20 protein-coding genes are annotated in these 21,822 nt (G+C 73.5%); all 20 read left to right on the top strand.

Annotated features, from left to right (window positions below; all coding sequences use genetic code 11):
* Positions 1-123 precede the first annotated feature (123 nt).
* The 20 genes from R2S09_RS00690 to R2S09_RS00595 all read left to right on the top strand — a co-directional run bounded on the left by R2S09_RS00690 (position 124) and on the right by R2S09_RS00595 (position 21,720).
* Positions 124-474, top strand: a complete 351-nt coding sequence (locus R2S09_RS00690) for a hypothetical protein (RefSeq protein ID WP_316739168.1) — start codon at positions 124-126, stop codon at positions 472-474.
* 396 nt (positions 475-870) lie between these two features.
* On the top strand, positions 871-1,398 hold the full coding sequence (locus R2S09_RS00685; RefSeq protein WP_306188817.1) for a DUF2617 family protein: 528 nt from the start codon (positions 871-873) through the stop codon (positions 1,396-1,398).
* A 238-nt stretch (positions 1,399-1,636) separates the two neighbouring features.
* A complete protein-coding gene (locus R2S09_RS00680) occupies positions 1,637-3,292 on the top strand; it encodes a polyamine aminopropyltransferase (protein WP_316739165.1) in 1,656 nt (551 codons plus the stop codon).
* A gap of 354 nt (positions 3,293-3,646) precedes the next feature.
* Positions 3,647-4,843 (top strand): sensor histidine kinase, encoded by a 1,197-nt coding sequence (locus R2S09_RS00675; RefSeq protein WP_316739164.1) that lies wholly within the window; start codon positions 3,647-3,649, stop codon positions 4,841-4,843.
* The gene (locus R2S09_RS00670; protein ID WP_316739162.1) at positions 4,840-5,517 is read left to right on the top strand and encodes a response regulator transcription factor; all 678 of its coding nucleotides are present in this window, start codon (positions 4,840-4,842) and stop codon (positions 5,515-5,517) included. The genes R2S09_RS00675 and R2S09_RS00670 overlap by 4 nt, the downstream gene beginning before the upstream one ends.
* A gap of 133 nt (positions 5,518-5,650) precedes the next feature.
* Complete coding sequence (locus tag R2S09_RS00665; protein WP_316739160.1) at positions 5,651-6,772, top strand: SRPBCC domain-containing protein; 1,122 nt, start codon at positions 5,651-5,653, stop codon at positions 6,770-6,772.
* 74 nt (positions 6,773-6,846) lie between these two features.
* Complete coding sequence (locus tag R2S09_RS00660) at positions 6,847-7,644, top strand: aldose 1-epimerase (protein ID WP_306188807.1); 798 nt, start codon at positions 6,847-6,849, stop codon at positions 7,642-7,644.
* A gap of 10 nt (positions 7,645-7,654) precedes the next feature.
* Entirely contained in the window at positions 7,655-8,203 is a 549-nt protein-coding gene (gene pyrE / locus R2S09_RS00655; RefSeq protein ID WP_189898315.1) for an orotate phosphoribosyltransferase, read from the top strand.
* 169 nt (positions 8,204-8,372) lie between these two features.
* On the top strand, positions 8,373-9,404 hold the full coding sequence (fbaA, locus tag R2S09_RS00650) for a class II fructose-bisphosphate aldolase (RefSeq protein WP_306188804.1): 1,032 nt from the start codon (positions 8,373-8,375) through the stop codon (positions 9,402-9,404).
* 124 nt (positions 9,405-9,528) lie between these two features.
* Positions 9,529-11,031 carry an MFS transporter gene (locus R2S09_RS00645; RefSeq protein WP_316739158.1) on the top strand — a complete coding sequence of 501 codons (1,503 nt, stop codon included), beginning with the start codon at positions 9,529-9,531 and terminating at the stop codon, positions 11,029-11,031.
* Positions 11,032-11,088: 57 nt separating this feature from the next.
* Positions 11,089-11,502 (top strand): DUF3151 domain-containing protein, encoded by a 414-nt coding sequence (locus R2S09_RS00640; RefSeq protein ID WP_306188801.1) that lies wholly within the window; start codon positions 11,089-11,091, stop codon positions 11,500-11,502.
* A 229-nt stretch (positions 11,503-11,731) separates the two neighbouring features.
* On the top strand, positions 11,732-12,589 hold the full coding sequence (locus R2S09_RS00635) for a tryptophan 2,3-dioxygenase family protein (protein ID WP_306188799.1): 858 nt from the start codon (positions 11,732-11,734) through the stop codon (positions 12,587-12,589).
* A complete protein-coding gene (gene kynU / locus R2S09_RS00630; RefSeq protein ID WP_316739154.1) occupies positions 12,582-13,772 on the top strand; it encodes a kynureninase in 1,191 nt (396 codons plus the stop codon). The genes R2S09_RS00635 and kynU overlap by 8 nt, the downstream gene beginning before the upstream one ends.
* 229 nt (positions 13,773-14,001) lie before the next feature.
* On the top strand, positions 14,002-14,880 hold the full coding sequence (locus R2S09_RS00625) for an alpha/beta hydrolase (RefSeq protein ID WP_316739153.1): 879 nt from the start codon (positions 14,002-14,004) through the stop codon (positions 14,878-14,880).
* A gap of 353 nt (positions 14,881-15,233) precedes the next feature.
* On the top strand, positions 15,234-16,184 hold the full coding sequence (locus tag R2S09_RS00620; protein WP_316739575.1) for an alpha/beta hydrolase: 951 nt from the start codon (positions 15,234-15,236) through the stop codon (positions 16,182-16,184).
* Positions 16,177-17,382 (top strand): acyltransferase, encoded by a 1,206-nt coding sequence (locus R2S09_RS00615; RefSeq protein ID WP_316739151.1) that lies wholly within the window; start codon positions 16,177-16,179, stop codon positions 17,380-17,382. Before R2S09_RS00620 ends, R2S09_RS00615 begins: the two co-directional genes overlap by 8 nt.
* Positions 17,382-18,872, top strand: a complete 1,491-nt coding sequence (locus R2S09_RS00610; protein ID WP_316739150.1) for a sensor histidine kinase — start codon at positions 17,382-17,384, stop codon at positions 18,870-18,872. Before R2S09_RS00615 ends, R2S09_RS00610 begins: the two co-directional genes overlap by 1 nt.
* Positions 18,869-19,543 carry a response regulator transcription factor gene (locus R2S09_RS00605; RefSeq protein ID WP_306188792.1) on the top strand — a complete coding sequence of 225 codons (675 nt, stop codon included), beginning with the start codon at positions 18,869-18,871 and terminating at the stop codon, positions 19,541-19,543. Before R2S09_RS00610 ends, R2S09_RS00605 begins: the two co-directional genes overlap by 4 nt.
* A 168-nt stretch (positions 19,544-19,711) precedes the next feature.
* Positions 19,712-21,058: a histidine kinase gene (locus R2S09_RS00600; protein WP_316739147.1), complete on the top strand. Its 1,347-nt coding sequence runs from the start codon at positions 19,712-19,714 to the stop codon at positions 21,056-21,058.
* Positions 21,055-21,720 carry a response regulator transcription factor gene (locus tag R2S09_RS00595; protein WP_306188788.1) on the top strand — a complete coding sequence of 222 codons (666 nt, stop codon included), beginning with the start codon at positions 21,055-21,057 and terminating at the stop codon, positions 21,718-21,720. Before R2S09_RS00600 ends, R2S09_RS00595 begins: the two co-directional genes overlap by 4 nt.
* Positions 21,721-21,822 lie beyond the last annotated feature (102 nt).

Below are 21,822 nucleotides of genomic sequence, written 5' to 3'. Positions count from 1 at the left end.
ACTTCCTCAAGTGTGCTTTGGCCCGTGCGGTGGCCGGGCATCCCCGCAGCACGCACCGATTTCAGGCGCCCACGGGGGGCGTTCCGGGGGTGGTACCCGGGGGAGCGGAAGGAGCGTGACGCCATGGTCTTCGGCATCGTTCTGGCGGTGATCGCGGTGCTGTTCGTGGTCTCGATGGCCTCCGCGGCGCGCGGCAGGTCCGGTGGCGGCCGGAAGGTGCGGCTGTCCAAGGGCGGCCGGCGCGTACGGGCGTACGGCGGGAGCGCGAGCGGCGGGGGTGGCGGCTGGTGGGCGGCGGGGGACGGCGGCGGTTCGTCGTCCGGCGGCCACCACTCCGGCGGGCATCACTCGGGCGGGCACTCCTCCTGCGGGGGGCACTCCTCGTGCGGCGGGTCCTCCTCGTGCGGCGGGTCCTCCTCCTCCTGCGGCGGCGGTTCGTCGTGCGGCGGGGGCGGCTGCGGCGGAGGCAGCTGACCCGGGTGGCAGGGTTTCGGTCGGCCGGGTTTCGAACGGCAGGGTTTCGGGCGGCCGGACCCTGGCGCGGGCCCGGCGGAGGCCCTCGCGTGGGCTCGCCGGGCGTGCCGCGCGCCGTCGCGCGCCGTCGCGCGCGCCCCGGCGCACGCCGTGGTTGAACAGTTGAGCAGGTAGGCCCTCTGAGGGATGGAAAGCCTACGAACTTGGGTAAAAACGCTGTGGCGGCGCCACCGTTCATGATTCCCTTCTCACACGCCGAGCCGACGTAGCCCCCAGGACGTCCTGCTCACACCTCTTCTGAACCGGGCTGACCGGGCCGTGCTCTCCCTGTGGACCGGGGTGTGCCGGCCCAAGCCCCCCTTTTCTTCGTTCTTTGCGTGCTAGCGGAGCCGATCCATGCTCACGACCCTCAACACCTCCTACACCGACACGCGTGCGGCCGACCTCGCCTGGGCCCTGGGACGCGAGCCGCTGCCCGCGCTGGCCACCCTCGACCTCGAACTGTCAGGAAAGAAATTGCAGTTGAGACTGCTCGGCGCGTCCCACCAGGTGCTCCTGGAGGAAGAGCGGGGCATCTGCTCGGAGACGGTGGCGTGCATCGCGGGCTCCAGTACGCCCCTGCCGCTCGGCGTCGCCAAACGCGTCGGCGACTGGGAGTACGAGTTCGCGGCGCGCGTCGAGGAACTGTCGCCGGGGTCGTTCGCCGGCCGCGCCCAGGAGCTGCTGGCCCTCGTCTCCGACCATCCGCACGGCCTCGCCGGCGTGTTCCCGGGCAGTCCGCACGCGTTCACCGCGCTGCTCGCCCAGCAGAAGGAGGGACAGGTGCACTGGCGGACCTGGCACGCCTACCCGCAGGACGGCCAGTTGGTGGCGACCCGCACCCGGGTGGGCGCGCGCCGACGTGCCCGGGTTCCCGCCGACTGACCGGCCCGGAAGCGATATTCGTCAACGAACGCCCGCCGCGCGGTTGTCCGTCAACCGGCCTCCCCCGCACGGGTTGTCTCCGTCGAACCGGCGTCCCCCGCACGGGCGCCCGTCAACCGGGGTCCCCGCACGGGTCCCCGCCAACTCCTCGTGCCCAAACCAGCGATGCCTCAAAAGCCCCATTTTCCACACGTGTGGGTGACGAAGCGTCCCACACCCGTGACGTAACGTCGCAGTCGTGATCGAACCGCACGCCCCGGCCCCGCCCGGCACGGCCCCGCCCTGCCCGGTGTCATCCTGGCGCGGCCCCGCGAGGCTGCCCGTCCGGCCGGGAACCGGCCGGTTGCTCGTGCTCGCGGGCGTCTTCGTCTGCGCGGCCTGCGGACTCGTGTACGAACTCGAACTGGTCGCGCTCGCCTCGTACCTGATCGGCGACTCGGTCACGCAGGCGTCCGTCGTGCTGTCCGTCATGGTGTTCGCGATGGGCATCGGCTCGCTCGCCGCGAAGCGGCTGCGCCGGCGCGCCGCCGTCGCCTTCGGCGCGATCGAGGCCACGCTCGCGCTCGTCGGCGGATGCAGTGCCATGGCGCTGTACGCCGTCTTCGCCTGGACCGGCGACTGGGGCGGCCTGTGGGCGAGCGGCCCGCGCTGTCTCCTGGTCGCCTTCTCGCTCGCCATCGGCCTGCTGATCGGCGCCGAGGTCCCGCTGCTGATGGAGCTGATCCAGCGCATCCGCCGGCAGGATGCGGGCGGCGCGGTCGCCGATCTGTTCGCCGCCGACTACGTCGGCGCGCTCGTCGGCGGTCTCGCCTTCCCGTTCCTGCTGCTGCCGCTGCTGGGCCAGTTGACCGGGGCGCTGCTCACCGGCGCCGTCAACGTGGTGGCCGGCGGGACGCTGGTGCTCGGCCTGTTCCGGCGGGACCTGACCCGGCGCGGACGCTGGCTGCTGCTCGTGGCCAACCTCGCCGTGCTCGGCCTGCTCGCCTCGGCCGCCGCCCTGGTCGGCGACTTCGAACGCGCGGCACGGCACGCGGTCTACGGCGACGACGTCCGTGTGGCCGAGCAGACCGGCGTCCAGGAGGTCGTCCTCACCGGCGGCACCCGCGGCCGTCCGCTGGACCTGTTCCTCGACGGGCGGCTGCGGGTCTGCGGCCAGGACGAGCGCCGGTACCACGAGGCGCTCGTCCACCCCGCGATGACCGGCCCGCACGCGCGTGTGCTGATCCTCGGCGGTGGTGACGGCCTCGCCGCCCGCGAGGTGCTGCGCCACCCCGGTGTGCGCCGTGTGGACATCGTCGAAGTCGACCCGGCCGTCGTCCGCCTGGCGCGCACCGACCCGGGGCTCGCCCGGCTGAACGGGCACGTGTACGGCGACCGCCGCCTCCATGTGACCGTGGCCGACGCCTTCGGCTGGCTGCGCGGGGCGCCGGCGGGGGCGTACGACGTGGTGATCGAGGACCTGCCGGACCCGGGCATCACGGCGAGCACGAAGCTGTACGCGCAGGAGTTCTACGGCCTGGCCCGGCGCGCCCTGGCGCCCGGCGGCCGGCTGGTGGTGCACGCGGGGCCGGTGGTCTCGCGCCCGCGCGCGTTCTGGACGGTGGAGGCGACGGTCCGGGCGGCCGGCCTGCGGACGGTCGCCTACCGTGTGCCCGGCGGCGACTCCGGTTTCGCCGCCGGACCCGACCGGACGGCCGGCGCCACCCGGGCGCCCCGCGACTGGGGTTTCGTCCTGGCCTCCCGCACCCCGCCGGTCCTGGCACTGGATCCCCGCGCCCCGCGCCCGCGCACGCTCGCCCCGGCCACCCTCGCCGCAGCCGTCCGTGCCGCCGCCACCACCCGCGTCCCCGGCCTCCCGCCCTCGACCCTCATCGCCCCGCGCTACGCCGACTGAGGCAACGTTCCTGTAGGGGGCCGGGGCCGGCGCGTGGAGGCAGCGCCGGGCAGGTGTGGGGGCGGCGCCGGGGCAGGTGCCGGGCTCGCCCGGGCGGCCCGTTCCCCCTGTCTCCCGGAGCGGAACGGGCCGCCTTCCCCCCAAGCGTCCCCCCGTGGATCCCCCGTGCTTCCCCCGGCTCGGCGGCCCCGTGCCACCGTCGCCCCACGAACGTACGGGCGGCCCCGAGGCGGCGGAATCCGTCACCGGGTGGATCTCCTGCACACCCTGTGCGGTAGCCGCGTGGTCCCTGCATCTTTCGCGGTACCGCGAAAAGCTGACGTCGCGGCCCACGCACGGGTTTACCCTGCGGCGATGCGGATCCGCCCCCTCACGGTCGACGGTCTGACGGCCCTGGCGCCGACGACCGTCGCGTGCCTGCTCGGCGCCGAGGCCGCCAGACAGGGATGGCCGCCGCTGGACGCGTTCGCCTGGACGCTGGTCGCCCTGACCAACCTGCCGCTCGCGCTGCGCGGCCTGGCCCCGCTCACCGTCTTCGTCGTCGTCCACCTCTCCTGGACCGTCTACGTCACCCTCGGGTACTGGCCGGTGGTGAACTCGCCCGCCGCCATGGTCGCCCTGTACACGGTGGCCGCCACCCGGTCCAACCGGGTCACCGCGGTGTGCGCCGCCCTGATGGGCGGTGTGTGGATCTACGCGGGAGCGATCAGCCACTCCGACTCGATGGCGTCCGTCGTGGGCCAGGCGATCGGATACCCGCTCGTGCTGTGGCGGTTCGGGTACGTCGCCCGCAGGACCGCCGAGCTGACCGTACGCCTCCGCGCCGAACAGGCCGAACGGGCCCGGCGCGAGGTCGCGGAGGAACGCGTGCGGATCGCGCGCGAACTGCACGACGTGGTCGCCCACCACATGGCGGTGATCAACGTCCAGGCGGGCCTCGCCCGGTTCGTCTTCGACTCCGACGGCCGCACCGCGCGCGAGGCGCTCTCCACCATCGCCGACGCCGGCGGCGAGGCGCTGGCCGAGCTCAGACGCATGCTGGGCCTGCTGCGCGCGGACGGCGTGGACGGCACGGACGGCGCGGGGGAACACGGCGCCGCCACCGAGCCGACGCCCGGCCTCGACCGGCTGGAGGAGATGGTGGAGCGGGTCCGCGCGGGCGGCGTCCCGGTCGATCTGAGGGTGCACGGCGAGCCGAGACCGCTGTCGCCCGGAGTACAGCTGTGCGTCTACCGGGTGGTCCAGGAGGCCCTGACGAATGTGCTCAAGCACGCCCCAGGTGCCGCAGCCGCCGTCGAACTCGTCTACCGGGCGGGCGAGATGACGGTGTCGGTCACCGACGACGGGCACCTCGAGGAACGGGGAAGGGGGATGGATCCGGACAGAATGCCCGCACCCGGCGGCCACGGGTTGATCGGCGTGCGCGAGCGCGCCAAGCTCTACGGCGGGACGATCGTCGTCGGCCCGCGGCGCGAGGGTGGATTCGGCGTGCATCTGACCCTGCCGACGTCGGAGCAGGCCGCACGCCGGGGAGACACCGTCACGGGATGATCAGAGTGCTGGTGGTCGACGACCAGTTCCTCGTGCGCAGCGGGCTGGTCGCGCTGCTGCGCGCCGCTCCCGGCATGGAGGTCGTCGGGGAGGCCGCCGACGGGGCGGAGTCGGTGACCCTGGCCGCGAAGACCCGGCCGGATGTGATCCTCATGGACATCCGCATGCCCGGGATGACGGGGATCGAGGCGACCCGCCGGATCCTCTCCGAGGCGGCGGACCCCGCGCCGCGCGTCCTGATCCTCACCACCTTCGACCTCGACGAGTACGTGTACGGCGCCCTGCGGGCCGGCGCGGCCGGTTTCCTCCTCAAGGACGCGGGTCCGGAGCGCCTGCTGGCCGCGGTGACCGCCGTGCACGGCGGCGACTCCCTGTTCGCTCCGGTGGTCACCCGACGGCTGGTGGAGGCGTTCACACAGCGGGCGGACACCCCGACGGCGCCCGCGAATGCGCCGGCCGCCCTGCGCGCGCTGACGAGCCGCGAGCTGGAGGTCCTCCGACTGGTCGCCCGGGGCCTGACCAACGCCGAGGCCGCCGACCGCCTCTTCATCAGCGAGGCCACGGTGAAGACCCACCTCAACCGCGCCATGGCCAAACTGAGCGTGGCCAGCCGGGCCCAGGCGGTGGTACTGGCCTACGAGTCGGGCCTGGTACGCCCCGGCGGCGAGCCCTGACCGGCGCCGGACCGCGGTGCGGGCACGTGAGGCGCGGGGGAGCGGGGAAGCGGGGGAGCGGGGGAGCAGGGCGTGGGGGCGTTGCGGGCGAGGAGAGGGTATTCCCGGCCCGCACTGGGTACGCTCGGCTGACATGGAGCACGAGGTGTTCGTTCCGGTTCCGGCCCGGCGGCTGCGGGCGGCGCTCGCCGACCCCGCGCGGGTCGCCCGGGCGGTGCCCGGACTCCAGCAGGACCCGGGCGCCGAGCCCGTCGCCGGTCGGCTCAAGGTGCGCGTCGGCAGTCACTCCGTCACCTACCGCGGCACCCTGCGTGTCTCCGCCCGCGACGACGGGACGTACGGCGTCGAGGGCGCCGCCACGGAGTCCCGCGGCACGGGTTCGGTGGACCTCGCGCTCACCATCCGGCTGCGGGACACCGACGACGGCTCGGCCCTCGCCTTCGACGGCACCGCCTCGGCCGGCGGCCGGCTCACCGAGCTCGACCCGGATGCCGTACGGGCAGCCGTGATCCGGCTGCTGAGCCGTTTCGCGGAGAACCTGGCGGCGGAACCTGCGGAGCCGGCGGAACCTGCGGAGCCGGCGGAACCCATCGTGCCCGCCGAGCCCCTCGAGCCCGCCGAGTCCGCCGAGGCCCTGGCGACGGAGGACTTCGCCCCGCTGGCGACGGGCGACTTCGAGACGACACCGGATGCGGACGACGCGCCCGTACCGCCCCCGGAGGAGGCCCCCGGACCCCGCCTCTCCGAACCGGGCTCCGCCGAGCACGTCTCCGTCTTCGACACCGAGGTCCCGCCGTCCTCCCTCGATCCCCTCGCCGAGGACGACGACCGCGAGGCAGAAGCGGCCGAAGCGGCCGAAGCGGCCGAAGCGGCCGAAGCGGCCGAAGCGGCCGAAGCGGCCGAAGCGGCCGAAGCGGGGGAAGCGGACGAAGCGGGGGAAGCGGACGAAGAGGACGGCGGGGAGGACCGGCCGGACCGCGACGACGAGGACATGTCCCTCGACGCGGACATGTCCCTCGCCGAGGGCTTCGACGACGCCCCCGAGCCGCCCGCCGAGGCGGCGCACGCACGGCGGACGATGATCGGGCGCAGCGCGGAGGAAGTGGACCACGCCCCGCCGCGCGGCCGCTACGCACCCGTCCCCGCGCCGCTCACCGTCTCCGCCACGCCCACCCTCCGCTGGGCCGCCCCCGCCGCCGCACTGGTCGTGGCCTCGGCGATCGTCGTGGGCCGGGCTCTCAGACGCCGCCGGTGACGCCGCGGCACGCGCCACGGCGTGCGCGGACGGCGCGCGGAACGCCCTGTTGATCGGGCCAGTAGCCTCGTTCCGTGAGTAACGAAGACATCACGCTGACCGCGGGCGACGCGGAAGCGACCGTGCAGCCGGGCAACGGCGGCCGCATCGGAGGGCTCCGGGTGGGCGGGCTGGAACTGCTGCGCCAGGGCGAGAGGTTCGGCTGCTTCCCGATGGTCCCCTGGTGCGGCCGGATCCGCGAGGGCCGGTTCCGGGACGGCGCCACCGTTCACCAGATGCCGCTGAACTCCCCGCCGCACGCCATCCACGGCACCGCCCGAGACGGCGCCTGGCACACGGCCCGCGTCTCGGCGGACGAGGCGGTGATCACGTACGACCTGGTCGACCCCTGGCCCTATCGCGGCCGGGTCACCCAGATGGTCGCGCTCACCGAGGACTCCCTGACCCTGACGATGTCCGTCGAGACGTACGAGTCCTCCTTCCCGGCGCAGATCGGCTGGCATCCGTGGTTCCACCGCAACCTCGGCGGACCCGGCGCCCAGGACGCGCGGCTGGACTTCGCCCCGGCCTGGCAGGAGGAGCGCGGCGACGACCATCTGCCCACCGGTCACCGCGTCGACCCCAAGCCCGGCCCCTGGGACGACTGCTTCGGCATGCCCGACGGCGTCGACGTCACGCTCACCTGGCCCGGGCAGCTGGAGCTGAGGGTGACCAGCCCGGAGAAATGGGTCGTCGTCTACGACGAGCAGGAGGCCGCGGTGTGCGTGGAGCCGCAGACCGGCCCGCCCGACGGCCTGAACACCCACCCGCACCTGGTCACACCCCTGGAACCGCTGGAGGCCACGACGACCTGGAGCTGGCGCCGCGCTTAAGCTGGCTGCCATGAGTGACGTTCGCGGCGAGCTGCTGCAGCAGATCAAGGACAAGGCCGTGGTGCACGGCAAGGTGACGCTGTCGTCGGGCAAGGAAGCCGACTACTACGTCGACCTGCGCCGCATCACCCTCGACGGCGTGGCCGCCCCGCTGGTCGGTCAGGTCATGCTCGACCTGACCGCCGACCTGGACTACGAGGCGGTCGGCGGCCTCACCCTGGGCGCCGACCCGGTGGCCACCGCGATGCTGCACGCCTCCGCCGCGCGCGGCAGGACGCTGGACGCGTTCGTCGTGCGCAAGGCGGGCAAGGCGCACGGGCTGCAGCGTCGTATCGAGGGCGCCGAGGTCGCGGGCCGCCGGGTCCTCGCCGTCGAGGACACCTCCACCACCGGCGGTTCGGTGCTCACCGCCGTCGAGGCGCTGCGGGAGGCCGGCGCCGAGGTCGTCGGGGTCGCCACGATCGTGGACCGGGCGACGGGCGCCGCCGAGACGGTCGCCGAGAAGGCGGGCGTGCCGTACGTTTTCGCGTACTCGAAGGACGACCTGGGCCTGGACTGAGGCACGGACGGCGGTGCGGTCCGGGCCGCGCGACCCGTCATCCACAGGCTGGACAGGGTGTCCGAAGCATCCGGCATCGTCTGCGAAGATGGGGCCGACGATGACGTCACTCCCTAGGTCAGGGCCGTAAACACGCAGAACGCACCCCGCACATACAAGGAGCGGACAGATGCCCATCGCAACCCCCGAGGTCTACAACGAGATGCTCGACCGGGCGAAGGCAGGCAAGTTCGCCTACCCGGCCATCAACGTGACGTCCTCCCAGACCCTGAACGCGGCGCTGCGCGGGTTCGCGGAGGCGGAGAGCGACGGCATCGTCCAGATCTCCACCGGTGGTGCCGAGTTCCTCGGCGGCCAGTACAGCAAGGACATGGTCACGGGTGCCGTGGCCCTGGCCGAGTACGCGCACGTGCTCGCCGAGAAGTACCCGGTCAACATCGCGCTGCACACGGACCACTGCCCGAAGGACAAGCTCGACGGGTACGTACGTCCGCTGCTCGCGATCTCCGAGGAGCGCGTGAAGGCCGGCCGCAACCCGCTGTTCCAGTCCCACATGTGGGACGGCTCCGCGGAGACCCTCGCCGACAACCTCGCCATCGCGCAGGAGCTGCTGGTCCGCACCGCCGCCGCCAAGATCATCCTTGAGGTCGAGATCACCCCGACCGGTGGCGAGGAGGACGGCGTCAGCCACGAGATCAACGACGAGCTGTACACCACGGTCGACGACGCTATCCGCACCGCCGAGGCCCTGGGCCTGGGCGACAAGGGCCGCTACCTGCTGGCCGCGTCCTTCGGCAACGTCCACGGCGTGTACAAGCCGGGCAACGTCGTGCTCCGCCCCGACCTGCTGAAGGAGCTCAACGAGGGTGTCGCGGCGAAGTTCGGCCGCCCGGCCGACAGCAAGCCGTTCGACTTCGTCTTCCACGGCGGCTCCGGCTCCACGGAGGAGGAGATCCGCACCGCGCTGGAGAACGGCGTGGTGAAGATGAACATCGACACCGACACCCAGTACGCCTTCACGCGTCCGGTCGCCGACCACATGTTCAAGAACTACGACGGCGTCCTGAAGGTCGACGGCGAGGTCGGCTCCAAGAAGGCCTACGACCCGCGTACCTGGGGCAAGCTGGCCGAGGCGTCCATGGCGGCGCGCGTGGTGGAGGGCTGCGGCAACCTGCGCTCGACGGGCATGAAGATCAAGTAACCGGCTACCGGCTGTCCTCGCCTGTCTCCACCTGTGTTCGCCTGTCCGTGACGGGCCCGGTGCGCCGAGCGCCGGGTCCGTCGCTCGTCTGGCCCCGTGGCGCCGGACGCGGGATGATCCACCCATGCCCGACATCCGGCTGTCGTCCGCACAGGGCAAGTGGATCCTGTTCACCACCGTGCTCGGCTCCAGCATGGTCATGCTGGACTCGACCGTCGTCAACGTCGCCCTGCCCCGCATCGGCCGTGACCTGAACGCGGACCTCGCCACCCTCCAGTGGACGGTCAACGCCTACATGGTCACCCTGGCGGGACTGATCCTCCTCGGGGGTTCCCTCGGCGACCTGTACGGCCGCCGCAGGATCTTCGTGCTCGGCGTGATCTGGTTCGCCACCGCGTCCCTGCTGTGCGGCCTCGCCCCCGGTTCCACCGTCCTCGTCGCCGCCCGAGCCCTCCAGGGCATCGGCGGCGCCCTGCTCACCCCCGGCTCCCTCGCCCTGATCCAGGCGTCCTTCCACCCCGACGACCGGGGCCGGGCCGTGGGCCTGTGGTCCGGGTTCGGCGGCATCGGCGCGGCGGTCGGCCCGTTCCTGGGCGGCTGGCTGGTGGACGGCGCCGGCTGGCGCTGGGTCTTCCTGCTCAACGTCCCGCTCGCCCTGGTCTGCGTCCCCGTCGCCCTGCGGCACGTCCCCGAGTCGACCGGCGGCGTCCCCCTGGCCGGGCCCGGCGAAGCCGGCGGAGCGGCCGGGAAGGTCCGCGCCCACCGCCACTTCGACGTACTGGGCGCCGCCCTCGGCGCCGTCTCCCTCGCCCTGGTGACGTACGCCCTGATCGAGGCCCGCAGCGGCTCCCTCGCCGTCGCCCTGACCGCGACCGCCGGAGTGGCCGCCGCCGTCGCCTTCGTCTACGTCGAGAAGCGGGTGCCCGACCCGATGATGCCGCTCGGCATCTTCGCCTCCCGCCAGTTCACCGCGGTCAACCTGGTCACCCTGTGCGTCTACGCGGCCTTCGGCGGCTTCTTCTTCCTCACCGCCCTCCAGCTCCAGGTCGTGGCCGGCTACTCACCGCTGCGGGCGGGCACCGCCCTGTTGCCCACGACCGTCCTCATGCTGCTGTTCTCGGCCCGCTCGGGCGCCCTCGCCGACCGGATCGGCCCGCGCGTCCCGCTCACCGTCGGCCCGCTGCTGTGCGCGGGCGCGATGCTGCTGATGCTGCGCGTCGGGAAGGACGCGGACTACGTCACCGACGTCCTGCCCGCCCTGCTGGTCATGGGCGCCGGCATGGTCACCCTGGTGGCCCCGCTGACCGCCACCGTCCTCGCCTCGGTCGACACCTCCCGGGCGGGCCTGGCCAGCGGCATCAACAACGCGGCGGCCCGCGCGGCCGGGCTGATCGCGGTGGCCGCGCTGCCGCTGCTGGCCGGGATGGGCCCGGAGGCGTACCGCTCGGCGGACGCCTTCGACGCCGCGTTCCGGCGGGCGATGCCGATCATCGCGGCGGTGCTGGTGGCGGGGGCGCTCCTCGCCTTCGCGACCGTCCGCCGCCCCGGCCCCGAGTGCCGCCGCCCCGAGTGCCGCACCCACGGCTTCGTGACGACCCCGCCCCTGGAACCGGACCAGCGGGCCTGAGACGAGGAGCCGCCGGGTGGGCGCACTCCGCCCGGTGGGATGCCGCAGACTGAACCCATGAGTATTCACGAGAACCTCCTCGGCGGCCCGCCTCCCACCCACCTGCCCGACGACCCGGAGCCCCGCGAGCTTCTCGCGCAGGGCACCTCGCCCGCCGACGTCGCCGCGCGGTACCCGGCGTCCTCGCTGGCCTGGGCGCAACTGGCCGACGACGCGTTCGAGCGGGGTGCGGCCGTGGAGTCGTACGCGTACGCCCGTACCGGCTACCACCGCGGTCTGGACGCCCTGCGGCGCAGCGGCTGGAAGGGCCACGGCCCGATCCCCTGGGAGCACGAGCCCAACCGCGGCTTCCTGCGCGCCCTGCACGCCCTCGCCCGTGCCGCCCAGGCGATCGGCGAGCAGGAGGAGTACATGCGCTGCTCGCAGTTCCTGAAGGACTCCTCCGAGACGGCCGCCCAGACGCTGGGCTGAGCCGTACGCGGGGACACGCGGAGACACGCGGGGACGTACGCGGGCCGCGCCGCCCGTGGCCCGCGCCGCCTGTGTGGCCCGGCCCGTCTGTGTGACCTGGCCCGCCTGTGTGATCAGGCGGGCCTTGCGATCTCCGTGGGTGTTGCGCAGGATTCGGGTGGGGACCGGGGCCCCCGTGCCGGCATCGGCAGGGGCGGACCGCTACCCGGAGTACATGCAGGAGACAGCGATGTCCCACCAGGCTCACCCGACCCCTCGGCCCGACGAGGCCGCTGAGCCCGAGACCCCGCATCTCGACTTCGAGGGCACGACGCCGTACGAGGACTACGTCAAGGCGGACGTGCTCACCCACCTCCAGCACACCCTCTCCGACGATCCCGGAGAGATGGTCTTCCTGGTCACCACCCAGGTCATGGAGCTGTGGTTCACCGTCATCGTCCACGAATGGGAGACCGCGGCCGGCGCCCTGCGCGCCGACGACGTGCCGTCGGCGATCGCCGCGCTGAAGCGGTCCGTACGCGAACTGGAGGCGCTGAACGCGTCCTGGAAGCCGCTCGGACAGCTCACCCCGGCCCAGTTCAACAGCTACCGCGGCGCCCTCGGCGAGGGTTCCGGCTTCCAGTCGGCGATGTACCGGCGCATGGAGTTCCTGCTCGGCGAGAAGTCCGCGTCGATGCTCGTCCCGCACCGGGGCGCGCCCCGCGCCCACGCCGAACTGGAGAAGGCGCTGCACGAGCCGAGCCTCTACGACGAGGTGCTGCGGCTGCTGGCCCGGCGCGGGCACGCGGTCCCGGACGCCGTCCTGCACCGTGACGTGTCGCTGCGCTACGAGCCGTCCGAGCAGGTGGAGGCCGTCTGGGCGCGGCTCTACTCCGGTGCGGAACAAGACGAACTCGCCCGGCTCGGCGAGGCGTTGACGGACGTGGCGGAGCTGGTGTGGCGCTGGCGCAACGACCACCTGGTCGCCACCCGCCGCGCGATGGGCGCCAAGCAGGGCACGGGCGGCTCCGCCGGGGTGGCCTGGCTGGAGAAGCGGGCACAGAAGAACGTGTTCCCCGAGCTGTGGACGGCGAGGTCCCATGTCTGAACTGGCGCTGCGTGCGGAGAAGCTGGACGCCGCCGACGAACTGGCGCCGGTGCGCTCGCGGTTCGTGCTGGACGACGTGGTGTACCTGGACGGCAACTCGCTCGGCGCGCTGCCCGCGAACGTCCCCGGCCGGGTCGCCGACGTGGTCCGCCGTGAGTGGGGCGAGCTGCGCATCCGCTCGTGGGAGGAGAGCGGCTGGTGGACGGCGCCCGAGCGGATCGGCGACACGATCGCTCCGCTGGTCGGCGCGGCGCCGGGCCAGATCGTGGTGGGCGACTCCACCAGTGTCAACGTCTTCAAGGCACTCGTGGGCGCCGTACGGCTCGCGGGCGAGGGCCGGGACGAGATCCTGGTGGACGCGACGACGTTCCCCACGGACGGGTACATCGCCGGGTCGGCGGCGCGGATGACGGGGTGCGCGCTGCGCCCGGTGGCCCCGGCCGCGGTACCCGACGCGGTGAGTGACCGCACGGCGGCCGTGCTGCTCAACCACGCCGACTACCGCACCGGCCGGCTGCACGACCTGCCGTCGCTCACGACGGCGGTGCGGGCGGCGGGCGCGGTGTCGGTGTGGGACCTGTGCCATACGGCGGGCGCGCTGCCGGTGGGGCTGGACGAGCACGGGGTCGACCTCGCGGTGGGCTGCACCTACAAGTACCTCAACGGTGGCCCGGGTTCACCGGCGTATCTCTACGTCCGCCGCGACCTGCAGGACCGCTTCGACTCCCCGCTGCCGGGCTGGAACTCGCATGTGGAGCCCTTCGGGATGCGGCCGGCCTACGAACCGGCGGCGGGCGCGCTCCGCGGCCGGGTCGGCACCCCGGACATTCTCTCCATGCTCGCCCTGGAGGCGGCGCTTGAGGTCTGGGACGGCGTGACGGTGACGGCGGTCCGCGCCAAGTCCCTCGCCCTGACGGACTTCTTCCTCGAGTGCGTCGGGGCGTACGTCCCGGAGGGCCTCGTCGAGTCCCTGACCCCGCAGGCGCACGCGGAACGCGGCAGTCAGGTGGCGCTGCGCTGCCCGGACGCCGGGGGCGTGATGAAGGAGCTGATCCGGCGGGGTGTGGTCGGGGACTTCCGCCACCCCGACGTGCTCCGGTTCGGCTTCACCCCGCTGTATGTGGGCTTCGGGGACGCGGAGAGGGCGGCGAGGGTGCTGGGGGAGGTGCTGGACTCGGCGTGACGGCGTGACGGCGTGACGGCGTGACGGCGTGGCGGCGTGGTGACGTGAACCCGTGAAGCCGTGAAGGCGTGAAGGCGTGCGGGGTGCCGCCGCGGCAGTGGCACCCCCACGGCCGAACACCCATGTCACCGTCCTGATACCGTCACCGCCATCTCACCTGGTCCGCCGAACCCCTCCCCCAGTGCTGCAAGCCTGGGAGGGACCCCCATCGTCGCTGAGAGGTTGGAGCATGCCGGACGACGCCGCCGCAGCCAGAGCCGCCGCCGAAGAGGAGTCCGCCTTCTCGCACGCGCCCGTGGACCCCGACGGCACCGCCGCGTACGGCGACCACCCCGACCAGGTGATCGACTTCTACGCCCCGCGCACCACGGAACCCGGCCCGTCCCCCCTGGTCGTCGTCCTGCACGGCGGGGCCTGGCGGGCACCGTACGACCGCCGGCACATCACCCCGTTCGCGGCCTTCCTTGCCCGCCGGGGCTTCGCCGTGGCCAACGTCGAGTACCGGCGTGGCGGCGCCGCCCCGGACGGCGAGGGGGAGGCCGCGGTCGCGGGCCGCTGGCCGGAGACGTTCGACGACGTGGCGGCCGCGCTGGACGCGCTGCCCGCGCTCGTACGGGAGGTGCTGCCGCAGGCCGACGCGCGGCGCACGGTGATCACCGGCCACTCCGCGGGCGGCCATCTGGCCCTGTGGGCAGCGGCCCGGCACGTTCTGCCCGGCGACACGCCCTGGCGCACCGACCGGCCCGCGCCGCTGCGGGGTGTGGTGGCACTCGCGCCGATCGCGGACTTCGCGGTCGCCGGGAAGCTGAACGTGTGCGGCGGTGCGGCGCTGCAACTGCTGGGCGGTGCCGACGAGTTCGATGTACGGCGGCCGTATGCCGACCCGGCGCTGCTGCTGCCGACGGGTATCGCGACGACGCTGGTGCAGGGGCGTGCGGACGTGGACGTTCCGCAGGCGGTGGCGGAGTCGTACACGGAGGCGGCGGCCAAGGCCGGCGAGGTGGTCGGGCTGACCCTGCTGGAGGACGTCGGCCACTTCCCCCTGATCGACCCGGCGGCGGACGCGTGCGCGGTGGTGGCGGAGGAGATCGCGCAGCTGGCGTGGTGAGCCGTCCAACCCCTGGGTGTCAGACCCGTAGTACCTGAGAGCTACGGCGCGGAACAGCTCTCGGGCGGGACGCGGACGACGCGGCCGGATCCGTAATTTCCCCTCTGGACGAGCCCGACGGACGGGCCGACCGGAGGGGGAGACGAGCCGTGAGGCGGCCTGGGCGGACGACCGTCGTCGAGCAGGAGCGGGGGGAAGAGCAGCAGGAGCGGGAGCAGGAGCGGGAGCAGGAGCGGGGGAAAGAGCAGGGGCGGGAGCGGGAGCAGGAACCGGCAGCGCGGGAGTGCGGGGACACTTCCGCGGACCGGGCTCCTGCCCGTGTCCCGGGTTCCGCTCGACGGCGGCGCCGGGGGCTGCGCGCCCTCCGCGTCCTCCTCGCGGTCCTCGTCGCCGCCGCCGTGGTGGTGCCGCTCTCGGCGGCGGCCCGCCCGCGGATCCCCGCCCCGGCCCCGGCCGCCCTCGCCACCCCGACGCGGGCCGGCCTGGACGCGGCCTACACGGCCAACCGCGCGAACGCCGAGCAGGCGGCCCGCATGGCCGCAGCGCACGGGGACGCGCACCGCGCCGCCGTGGACCGGGAGCTGGCGTCCCCCTCGCACCGGCTGCTCTCCTTCGACGGCCGGGGCTCGGGCCGTGCCGTGGAAGTGATCGGCGACCTGGCGCACGCGGATCGCGTGGCGGTCCTCGTCCCCGGCTCGGACACCTCCCTGGACACCTATGACCGCTTCCGCGCAGGCGCGTCGGCGCTCTCCCGCGAGCTGACCCGCGACGCCCCCGCCACGACGCACACGGCGGTCGTCGCCTGGCTCGGATACGAGACGCCGGGCACGATCAGCACCGCGGTTCTCACCACCGGCCGTGCCGAGCAGGCCGCCCCGCACCTGCGGCAGTTCATCCATGACCTGCGAGGCGTGACGGGCCGGGGCCCGCACATCACGCTGGTGTGCCACTCCTACGGCTCGGTGGTGTGCGGACGAGCCGCCGCCGGCCTGGACGTGAACGACATCGCCCTCCTCGGCAGCCCCGGCACCGGTGCCGACTCGGTGCGGGCGCTGCACACCCGGGCCCGGGTCTGGGCTGGCCGCGGCGCCGACGACTGGATAGCGCACGTGCCGCACGTGCACGCGGATCTCTTCGGCACGACCGTCGGCTTCGGCACCGACCCCGTGGACCCGGCCTTCGGCGCCCGTACCTTCCCGGCCGGACCGGGCGGTCACAGCGCCTACTTCACCCCCGGCTCCCCGTCCCTGACCAACCTGACCCGGATCGTCCTGGGTGCCACGAAGGAGATGCCAGGTGACTGACGTGCTGACCCGTGTACGAGCCGTGGCCCGGCAGGTCGACGCCGGCACTCCCCCGCACCGGGACCGGGCCGTGGACGCGCTGCGGGCGCTGGCGATCCTCGGCGTGGTCCTGGGCCACTGGCTGGTCACCGCACTGGTCGCGGACACCGGCGGCGGAACGCACCCCGCGCTGCACACCGCCAGCCCCCTCCAGCACATGCCCTGGCTGGCGCCCATCTCCTGGGTCTTCCAGACCCTCGCCGTGTTCTTCCTGGTCGGCGGGCACGTGGCGACCCGGGGCTACCTCTCGGCCCGTGCCCGCGGCACCGGCTACCCGCAATGGCTCCGCGCCCGCCTGTCCCGCCTGTTCAAACCGGTCGCCGCCGTCCTGACCCTCTGGACGGCCGCCGCGGTCGCCCTCCTCCTGACCGGCGCGGACCCGGGCACGGTCCGCACCCTCGTCAAGCTGGCCCTGTCCCCCACGTGGTTCCTCCTGGTCTTCGCCGTGCTGACGGCGGCGACCCCGCTGCTGACCCGGCTCAACCCGCTGTGGCCCCTGGTGGTCGTTCTGCACGTGGACCTCCTCCGTTTCGGCCTCGGCGCGCCCGCCTGGCTCGGCTGGCTGAACCTGCCCGCCGGCTGGCTCGTGCCGTACACCCTCGGCGCGGCCTGGACCCGTGGCGAACTCCGGCGCCGCCGCGCCGGCTGGATCCTGCTGACCGGCGGGACGGCGGCGACCGCGGCCCTCGTCGCCTGGGCAGGTTACCCGGCGTCGATGGTCGGCGTCCCGGGTGCCACGGTCTCCAACCTCGACCCGCCGACACTGGCCGCCGTCACCTTCGGGCTGGCCCAGTGCGGCCTGGCGCTGCTGGTGCGCGAGCGGCTGGGCCGTGCGATGCGGCGTCCGCTCGCCTGGGCGGCCGTGGCGCTGGTCAACCTCTCCGCCATGACGATCTTCCTGTGGCACCAGACGGCGCTGATGGCGACCACGGCCACGGGCCTGCTCGCGGGCCGCCTCCCCGGCCTGCACACCCTGCCCGACGGCCTGGGCTGGGTGGCGGCCCGGCTCGCCTGGCTCCCGGTGTTCGCCCTGGTCCTGGCCGTGTGCTGGGCGGCGTTCCGCGGATTCGAGCAGGCCGGCGGCCGGCGACGTTCCCTTGTGGTGCGGTCCCGTCGCCCCGGGACGGCCCACACGTCCGGCCCTAGGGTGGACGTGTGATGCCAAGGGGGAACCCCGTCCGGCGAGGGCTGCGGGTGCTGCGTGACGATCTGTGGACCGCACAGGCCGATCCGCTGCCTCCCTCGGTGTGGCTGCGCTGGCTGCCGCACGGGATCGTGTGCGTGGCCGCGCTCGGCGTCCTGATCGGTGCTGCGGCGCAACTCCAGGACAACGGCCGTGTGGGCCCCGGGACGGCGTTCCTGGTCGCGGTCGGCCAGAGCGGAGCGATGGTGCTGGCCCTGTGGCGGCCCATTCCGGCGTGGTGGCTGTCGACGACGGCCACGCTGCTGGGAGCGATCGCGGTCCACGGCCCGCTGTCGGCCCGGCGGGCGACGGACTTCCAGTGGCCGTGGACCGCCGCCGGGATCGTCGCCCACCTGTTCGTCCTGCTGCTGCTCTCCCTGCGGGTCCGCACCCGCGTCGCCGCGGAGGCGCTGGGGCTGACAGTGCTGGTCACCTATGTCCTCCAGGGCCTGTGGGGCGCGGCGAACTACGCGTCCACCGGCGTGCTCGCCGTGGTTCTGTCCGCGGTCGTGGTGGTGCTGGGCACCGCCCTGCGCGGCCGCCGTGTGGCCCGCGCGGAGTTGCTCCAGCAGACGACGCTCACCGCCGAGGAACGGGCCCGGCGCACGCTGCTGGAGGAACGCAGCCGCATCGCCCGCGAGCTGCACGACGTGGTCGCCCACCACATGTCGGTCATCTCCATCCAGGCGCAAGTGGCCCCGCACCTGACGGAGGACCCCTCCGATGAGCTGAAGGAGAACCTCGCCGGCATCCGGCAGAACGCCCTGGAGGCACTGGCCGAACTGAGACGGGTGCTCGGCGTGCTGCGCTCGGAGAACCCCGAGGACCCCTACGGCCTCGGCGAGTCCGGCGGCCGGGCCGCGCCGCAGGCCCCGCAGCCCACCCTCGACCGCCTGGACGCCCTTGTCGAGAACACCCGCACCGCCGGCCTGACGGTCGCCCTCGAGGTCGAGGACACCCGTCGGGAGGCCCAGCCCTATCCGCCCGGCGTGGAGCTGTCGGCGTACCGCATCGTCCAGGAGGCGCTCAGCAACGCCCTGCGGCACGCCCCGGGCTCGGCGGTCCGCGTGGAGGTCACCCATGTCCCCGACGGCCTGTTCCTGAGCGTGGTCAACTCCCGTCCGCGGCGCCCCGTGTCGCGCTCCCCGGGCGCCGGGCACGGGCTGCTCGGCATGCGCGAACGGGCGGCGATGCTGGGCGGCCATGTCACCTCAGCCAGGACGCTGCACGGCGGCTTCGCCGTGTCGGCCTTCCTGCCCCGCGACGGCACCGCCCCGCTCACCGCCCGGTCCGGCGCACGCGAACTGCCCCTCCTCCACACCGACTTCACCGCCCCGGACGGCGCACCCGTCGTCGACGTCGAACCACCGGACGTGCCCGGGGTCCCCGAGGACTCGCCGGGCCCGCCGGCCCCCGGCCCGCGGGCTCCCGGTCCACCCCATCCGACAGGAGAAGACCACCCATGACGAGCGGCGGCATCCGCGTACTCATCGCCGACGACCAGCAGATGGTCCGGCAGGGCTTCACCGTGCTGCTCAACACCCAGCCGGACATCGAGGTGGTGGGCCAGGCCGTGCACGGTCTGGACGCCGTCGCCAAGGTCGCCGAACTCACCCCGGACGTCGTCCTGATGGACATCCGCATGCCCGAGCTCAGCGGCATCGAGGCCACCCGCCGCGTCACCGTCGAGACACCCGGCACCAGGGTCCTGGTGCTCACCACCTTCGACCTCGACGAGTACGTGTACGACGCGCTGTGCGCCGGAGCCTCCGGTTTTCTGCTGAAGGACGCCTCGGCCGACCAGCTGGCGGAGGCCGTGCGGGTGGTCGCGGCCGGTGACGCCCTGCTGGCGCCGGCGATCACCCGCAAGCTGATCGCCGAGTTCTCCCGGATGAACGACAGACCGCGCGCCCCGCTGAAGGAGCGGGTCGGCGATCTGACCGAGCGCGAGACGGAGGTGCTGACGCTGATCGCGCACGGCCTGTCGAACGCGGAGATCGCCGAGCACCTCGTCGTCGCCGAGCAGACCGTGAAGACGCACGTCGGCCGCATCCTGGTGAAGCTGGGCCTGAGGGACCGCACCCAGGCGGCGGTGTTCGCCTACGAGTCGGGACTGGTGCGCCCCTCCGGGTACTGAGCGCACCGTGTAGCCGTGCACGGCGGGTGGGCCGCGGGCGGATGCGAGCGGCCGCGGGCGGGCGGACGCGGGCGGGCTCGGACGTACCCGTAGTACCTGAGAGGGAGGCCCAAGGACCCCTCTCACTGGGGACGACTACGACACCCGCCGGGGCCTACCGTTTTCACCGTGACCGAGACGACCCACACGCAGACGACGCCGGACGGCGCGTTCCGTCCGTACGAGGGGCGCAGCCCCGAGTACCGGCTGGCCGTGAACGCGCTGCGCGGGCTGCGGCAGGACCTGTTCCACGACGCCTTCGCCTACCGCCCTCTGCACCGCAGGGGCGTCGACGGCCCCCTGGCCGGGCGGCTGCCCGGCCGCACCCGGGAGTACGCGGCCTGGGCTCCGCACCTGCTGGTCGCGGTGGCCGGCGTGCTGGCCATGTTCGCCGCCTGGACCAGCTCCTACGACGGCCTGTGGGCACCGATGACCGCCCTGCTGGCCCTGGCGCCGGTGCTCCTCACCCTGGTCCGCCCGGTCGGGGCGTTCTGGCTGTCCCTGGCGGCGAGCGCCGTCACGTCGATGGCCGCCGGCACCTTCGGCGACTGGCCCTGGCAGCCCGGCAGCTTCCTGTCGCACCTGACGGTGCTCACGGTCGTGGCGATACGCACCCGGCCGCGCACGGCGGGATGGATGTGGGTGCTCACCGCCCTGTACGCCTTCGGCGTCGAGTCCGTGTTCGGCTACCACTTCAGCAACAACTCCGCGCCCATGCTGGTCGTGTCCGCCCTGGTCCTGCTGGCCGTCACCGTCTGGCACATACGCCGGGAGGCCGAGCAGACGGTGACCGCCCAGCAGACCGTGACCGCTCACGAGCGTTCCCGCCGCACCCTGCTGGAGGAGCGCACCACGATCGCCCGCGAGCTGCATGACGTCGTGGCGCACCACATGTCCGTGGTCGCGATCCAGGCCGAGGCGGCGCCCTACCGGGTGCAGGATCCTCCGCCGGAGCTGGAGAAGGCCTTCGCCACCATCCGGGAGAACGCGGTGGCGGCCCTCACCGAGCTGCGCCGTGTCCTCGGAGTCGTCCGAGCGGAGGACTACGAGGCCCCGGAGGCCCCGCAGCCCACCCTCGCCGACCTCGACACGCTGCTGGCCAACGTCCGGGAGGCCGGCCTGGAGGGGGAGAAGGTGGTGACCGGTGCGGTGCGGGAGCTCCCGCAGGGCGTGGAGCTGTCGGCGTACCGGATCGTCCAGGAAGCCCTGAGCAACAGCCTGAGACACGCACCCGGCGCGAGCGCCCGGGTCGAGATCGGCTATGTGCTCGGCGGTCTGGGCCTGCGCATAGTCAACGGTCCGCCGCCCGAGCCGTCCCGGATCCAGCCCTCGCCCGGGGCGGGGCACGGCATCACCGGCATGCGGGAGCGGGTCTCCATGCTGAACGGCGAGATGACGGCCGGCCCGGTGGACGACGGGGGGTACGAGGTGTCGGTGTTCCTGCCGGTCCCGACGGCGATCGGGGGCGAGGCATGACCATCCGCGTCCTGATCGCGGACGACCAGATGATGGTGCGGGAGGGCTTCTCGGTCCTGCTGAACGCGATGCCGGACATCGAGGTCGTCGGCGAGGCGGTCAACGGCCGCCAGGCAGTGGACCGGGTCCGCGAACTCACCCCGGACGTCGTCCTGATGGACATCCGCATGCCCGAGCTGAACGGCATCGAGGCGACGAGGGAGATCGTGGCCGCGGACGGGGCGGCGAAGGTGCTGGTGCTCACCACCTTCGACCTGGACGAGTACGTCTATCAGGCCCTGCGCGCGGGTGCCTCCGGTTTCCTGCTGAAGGACGCCTCCGCGCGCCAACTGGCCGAGGGGGTACGGGTGGTGGCGTCCGGCGAGGCGCTCCTCGCGCCCTCGGTGACCAAGCGGCTGATCACGGAGTTCTCGAAGCTGTCCGAGGCCCCGCGGATCATGCCGTCCGCGCAGGCGGCGTACGGCGATCTGACCGAGCGGGAGACGGAGGTGCTGGTGCTCATCGCGCAGGGCCTGTCCAACGCGGAGATGGCCGGGCGCCTGCTGGTGGCCGAGTCGACGATCAAGACCCACGTCAGCCGGATCCTGGTGAAGCTGGGCCTGAGGGACCGCACGCAGGCGGCGGTGTTCGCCTACGAGGCGAGATTGGTGACGCCGGGGTAGGGCCCGGGGAGAGCGACGCACCTGGTCAGAGGTGTCCCGAGTCAGAGGCGTTCCTGGTCAGAATCCCCTGGTCACGGGTCCCCTGGTCAGGCCGGGGGATGT

This window comes from Streptomyces sp. MK7, from assembly GCF_032658145.1.
In the GTDB taxonomy this organism is placed as follows: Bacteria; Actinomycetota; Actinomycetes; order Streptomycetales; family Streptomycetaceae; genus Streptomyces; species Streptomyces spiralis.
This window is presented reverse-complemented; position numbering and strand designations above follow the sequence as displayed.

Bases quoted from the DNA above. Each gene is read 5' to 3' on its own strand.
- R2S09_RS00675 (WP_316739164.1), top strand. From the start codon at position 3,647: ATGCGGATCCGCCCCCTCACGGTCGACGGTCTGACGGCCCTGGCGCCG.
- R2S09_RS00690 (WP_316739168.1), top strand. From the start codon at position 124: ATGGTCTTCGGCATCGTTCTGGCGGTGATCGCGGTGCTGTTCGTGGTC.
- R2S09_RS00670 (WP_316739162.1), top strand. From the start codon at position 4,840: ATGATCAGAGTGCTGGTGGTCGACGACCAGTTCCTCGTGCGCAGCGGG.
- R2S09_RS00605 (WP_306188792.1), top strand. From the start codon at position 18,869: ATGACGAGCGGCGGCATCCGCGTACTCATCGCCGACGACCAGCAGATG.
- fbaA (WP_306188804.1), top strand. From the start codon at position 8,373: ATGCCCATCGCAACCCCCGAGGTCTACAACGAGATGCTCGACCGGGCG.
- R2S09_RS00665 (WP_316739160.1), top strand. From the start codon at position 5,651: ATGGAGCACGAGGTGTTCGTTCCGGTTCCGGCCCGGCGGCTGCGGGCG.
- R2S09_RS00640 (WP_306188801.1), top strand. From the start codon at position 11,089: ATGAGTATTCACGAGAACCTCCTCGGCGGCCCGCCTCCCACCCACCTG.
- pyrE (WP_189898315.1), top strand. From the start codon at position 7,655: ATGAGTGACGTTCGCGGCGAGCTGCTGCAGCAGATCAAGGACAAGGCC.
- R2S09_RS00625 (WP_316739153.1), top strand. From the start codon at position 14,002: ATGCCGGACGACGCCGCCGCAGCCAGAGCCGCCGCCGAAGAGGAGTCC.
- R2S09_RS00595 (WP_306188788.1), top strand. From the start codon at position 21,055: ATGACCATCCGCGTCCTGATCGCGGACGACCAGATGATGGTGCGGGAG.
- R2S09_RS00685 (WP_306188817.1), top strand. From the start codon at position 871: ATGCTCACGACCCTCAACACCTCCTACACCGACACGCGTGCGGCCGAC.
- R2S09_RS00610 (WP_316739150.1), top strand. From the start codon at position 17,382: ATGCCAAGGGGGAACCCCGTCCGGCGAGGGCTGCGGGTGCTGCGTGAC.
- kynU (WP_316739154.1), top strand. From the start codon at position 12,582: ATGTCTGAACTGGCGCTGCGTGCGGAGAAGCTGGACGCCGCCGACGAA.
- R2S09_RS00645 (WP_316739158.1), top strand. From the start codon at position 9,529: ATGCCCGACATCCGGCTGTCGTCCGCACAGGGCAAGTGGATCCTGTTC.
- R2S09_RS00635 (WP_306188799.1), top strand. From the start codon at position 11,732: ATGTCCCACCAGGCTCACCCGACCCCTCGGCCCGACGAGGCCGCTGAG.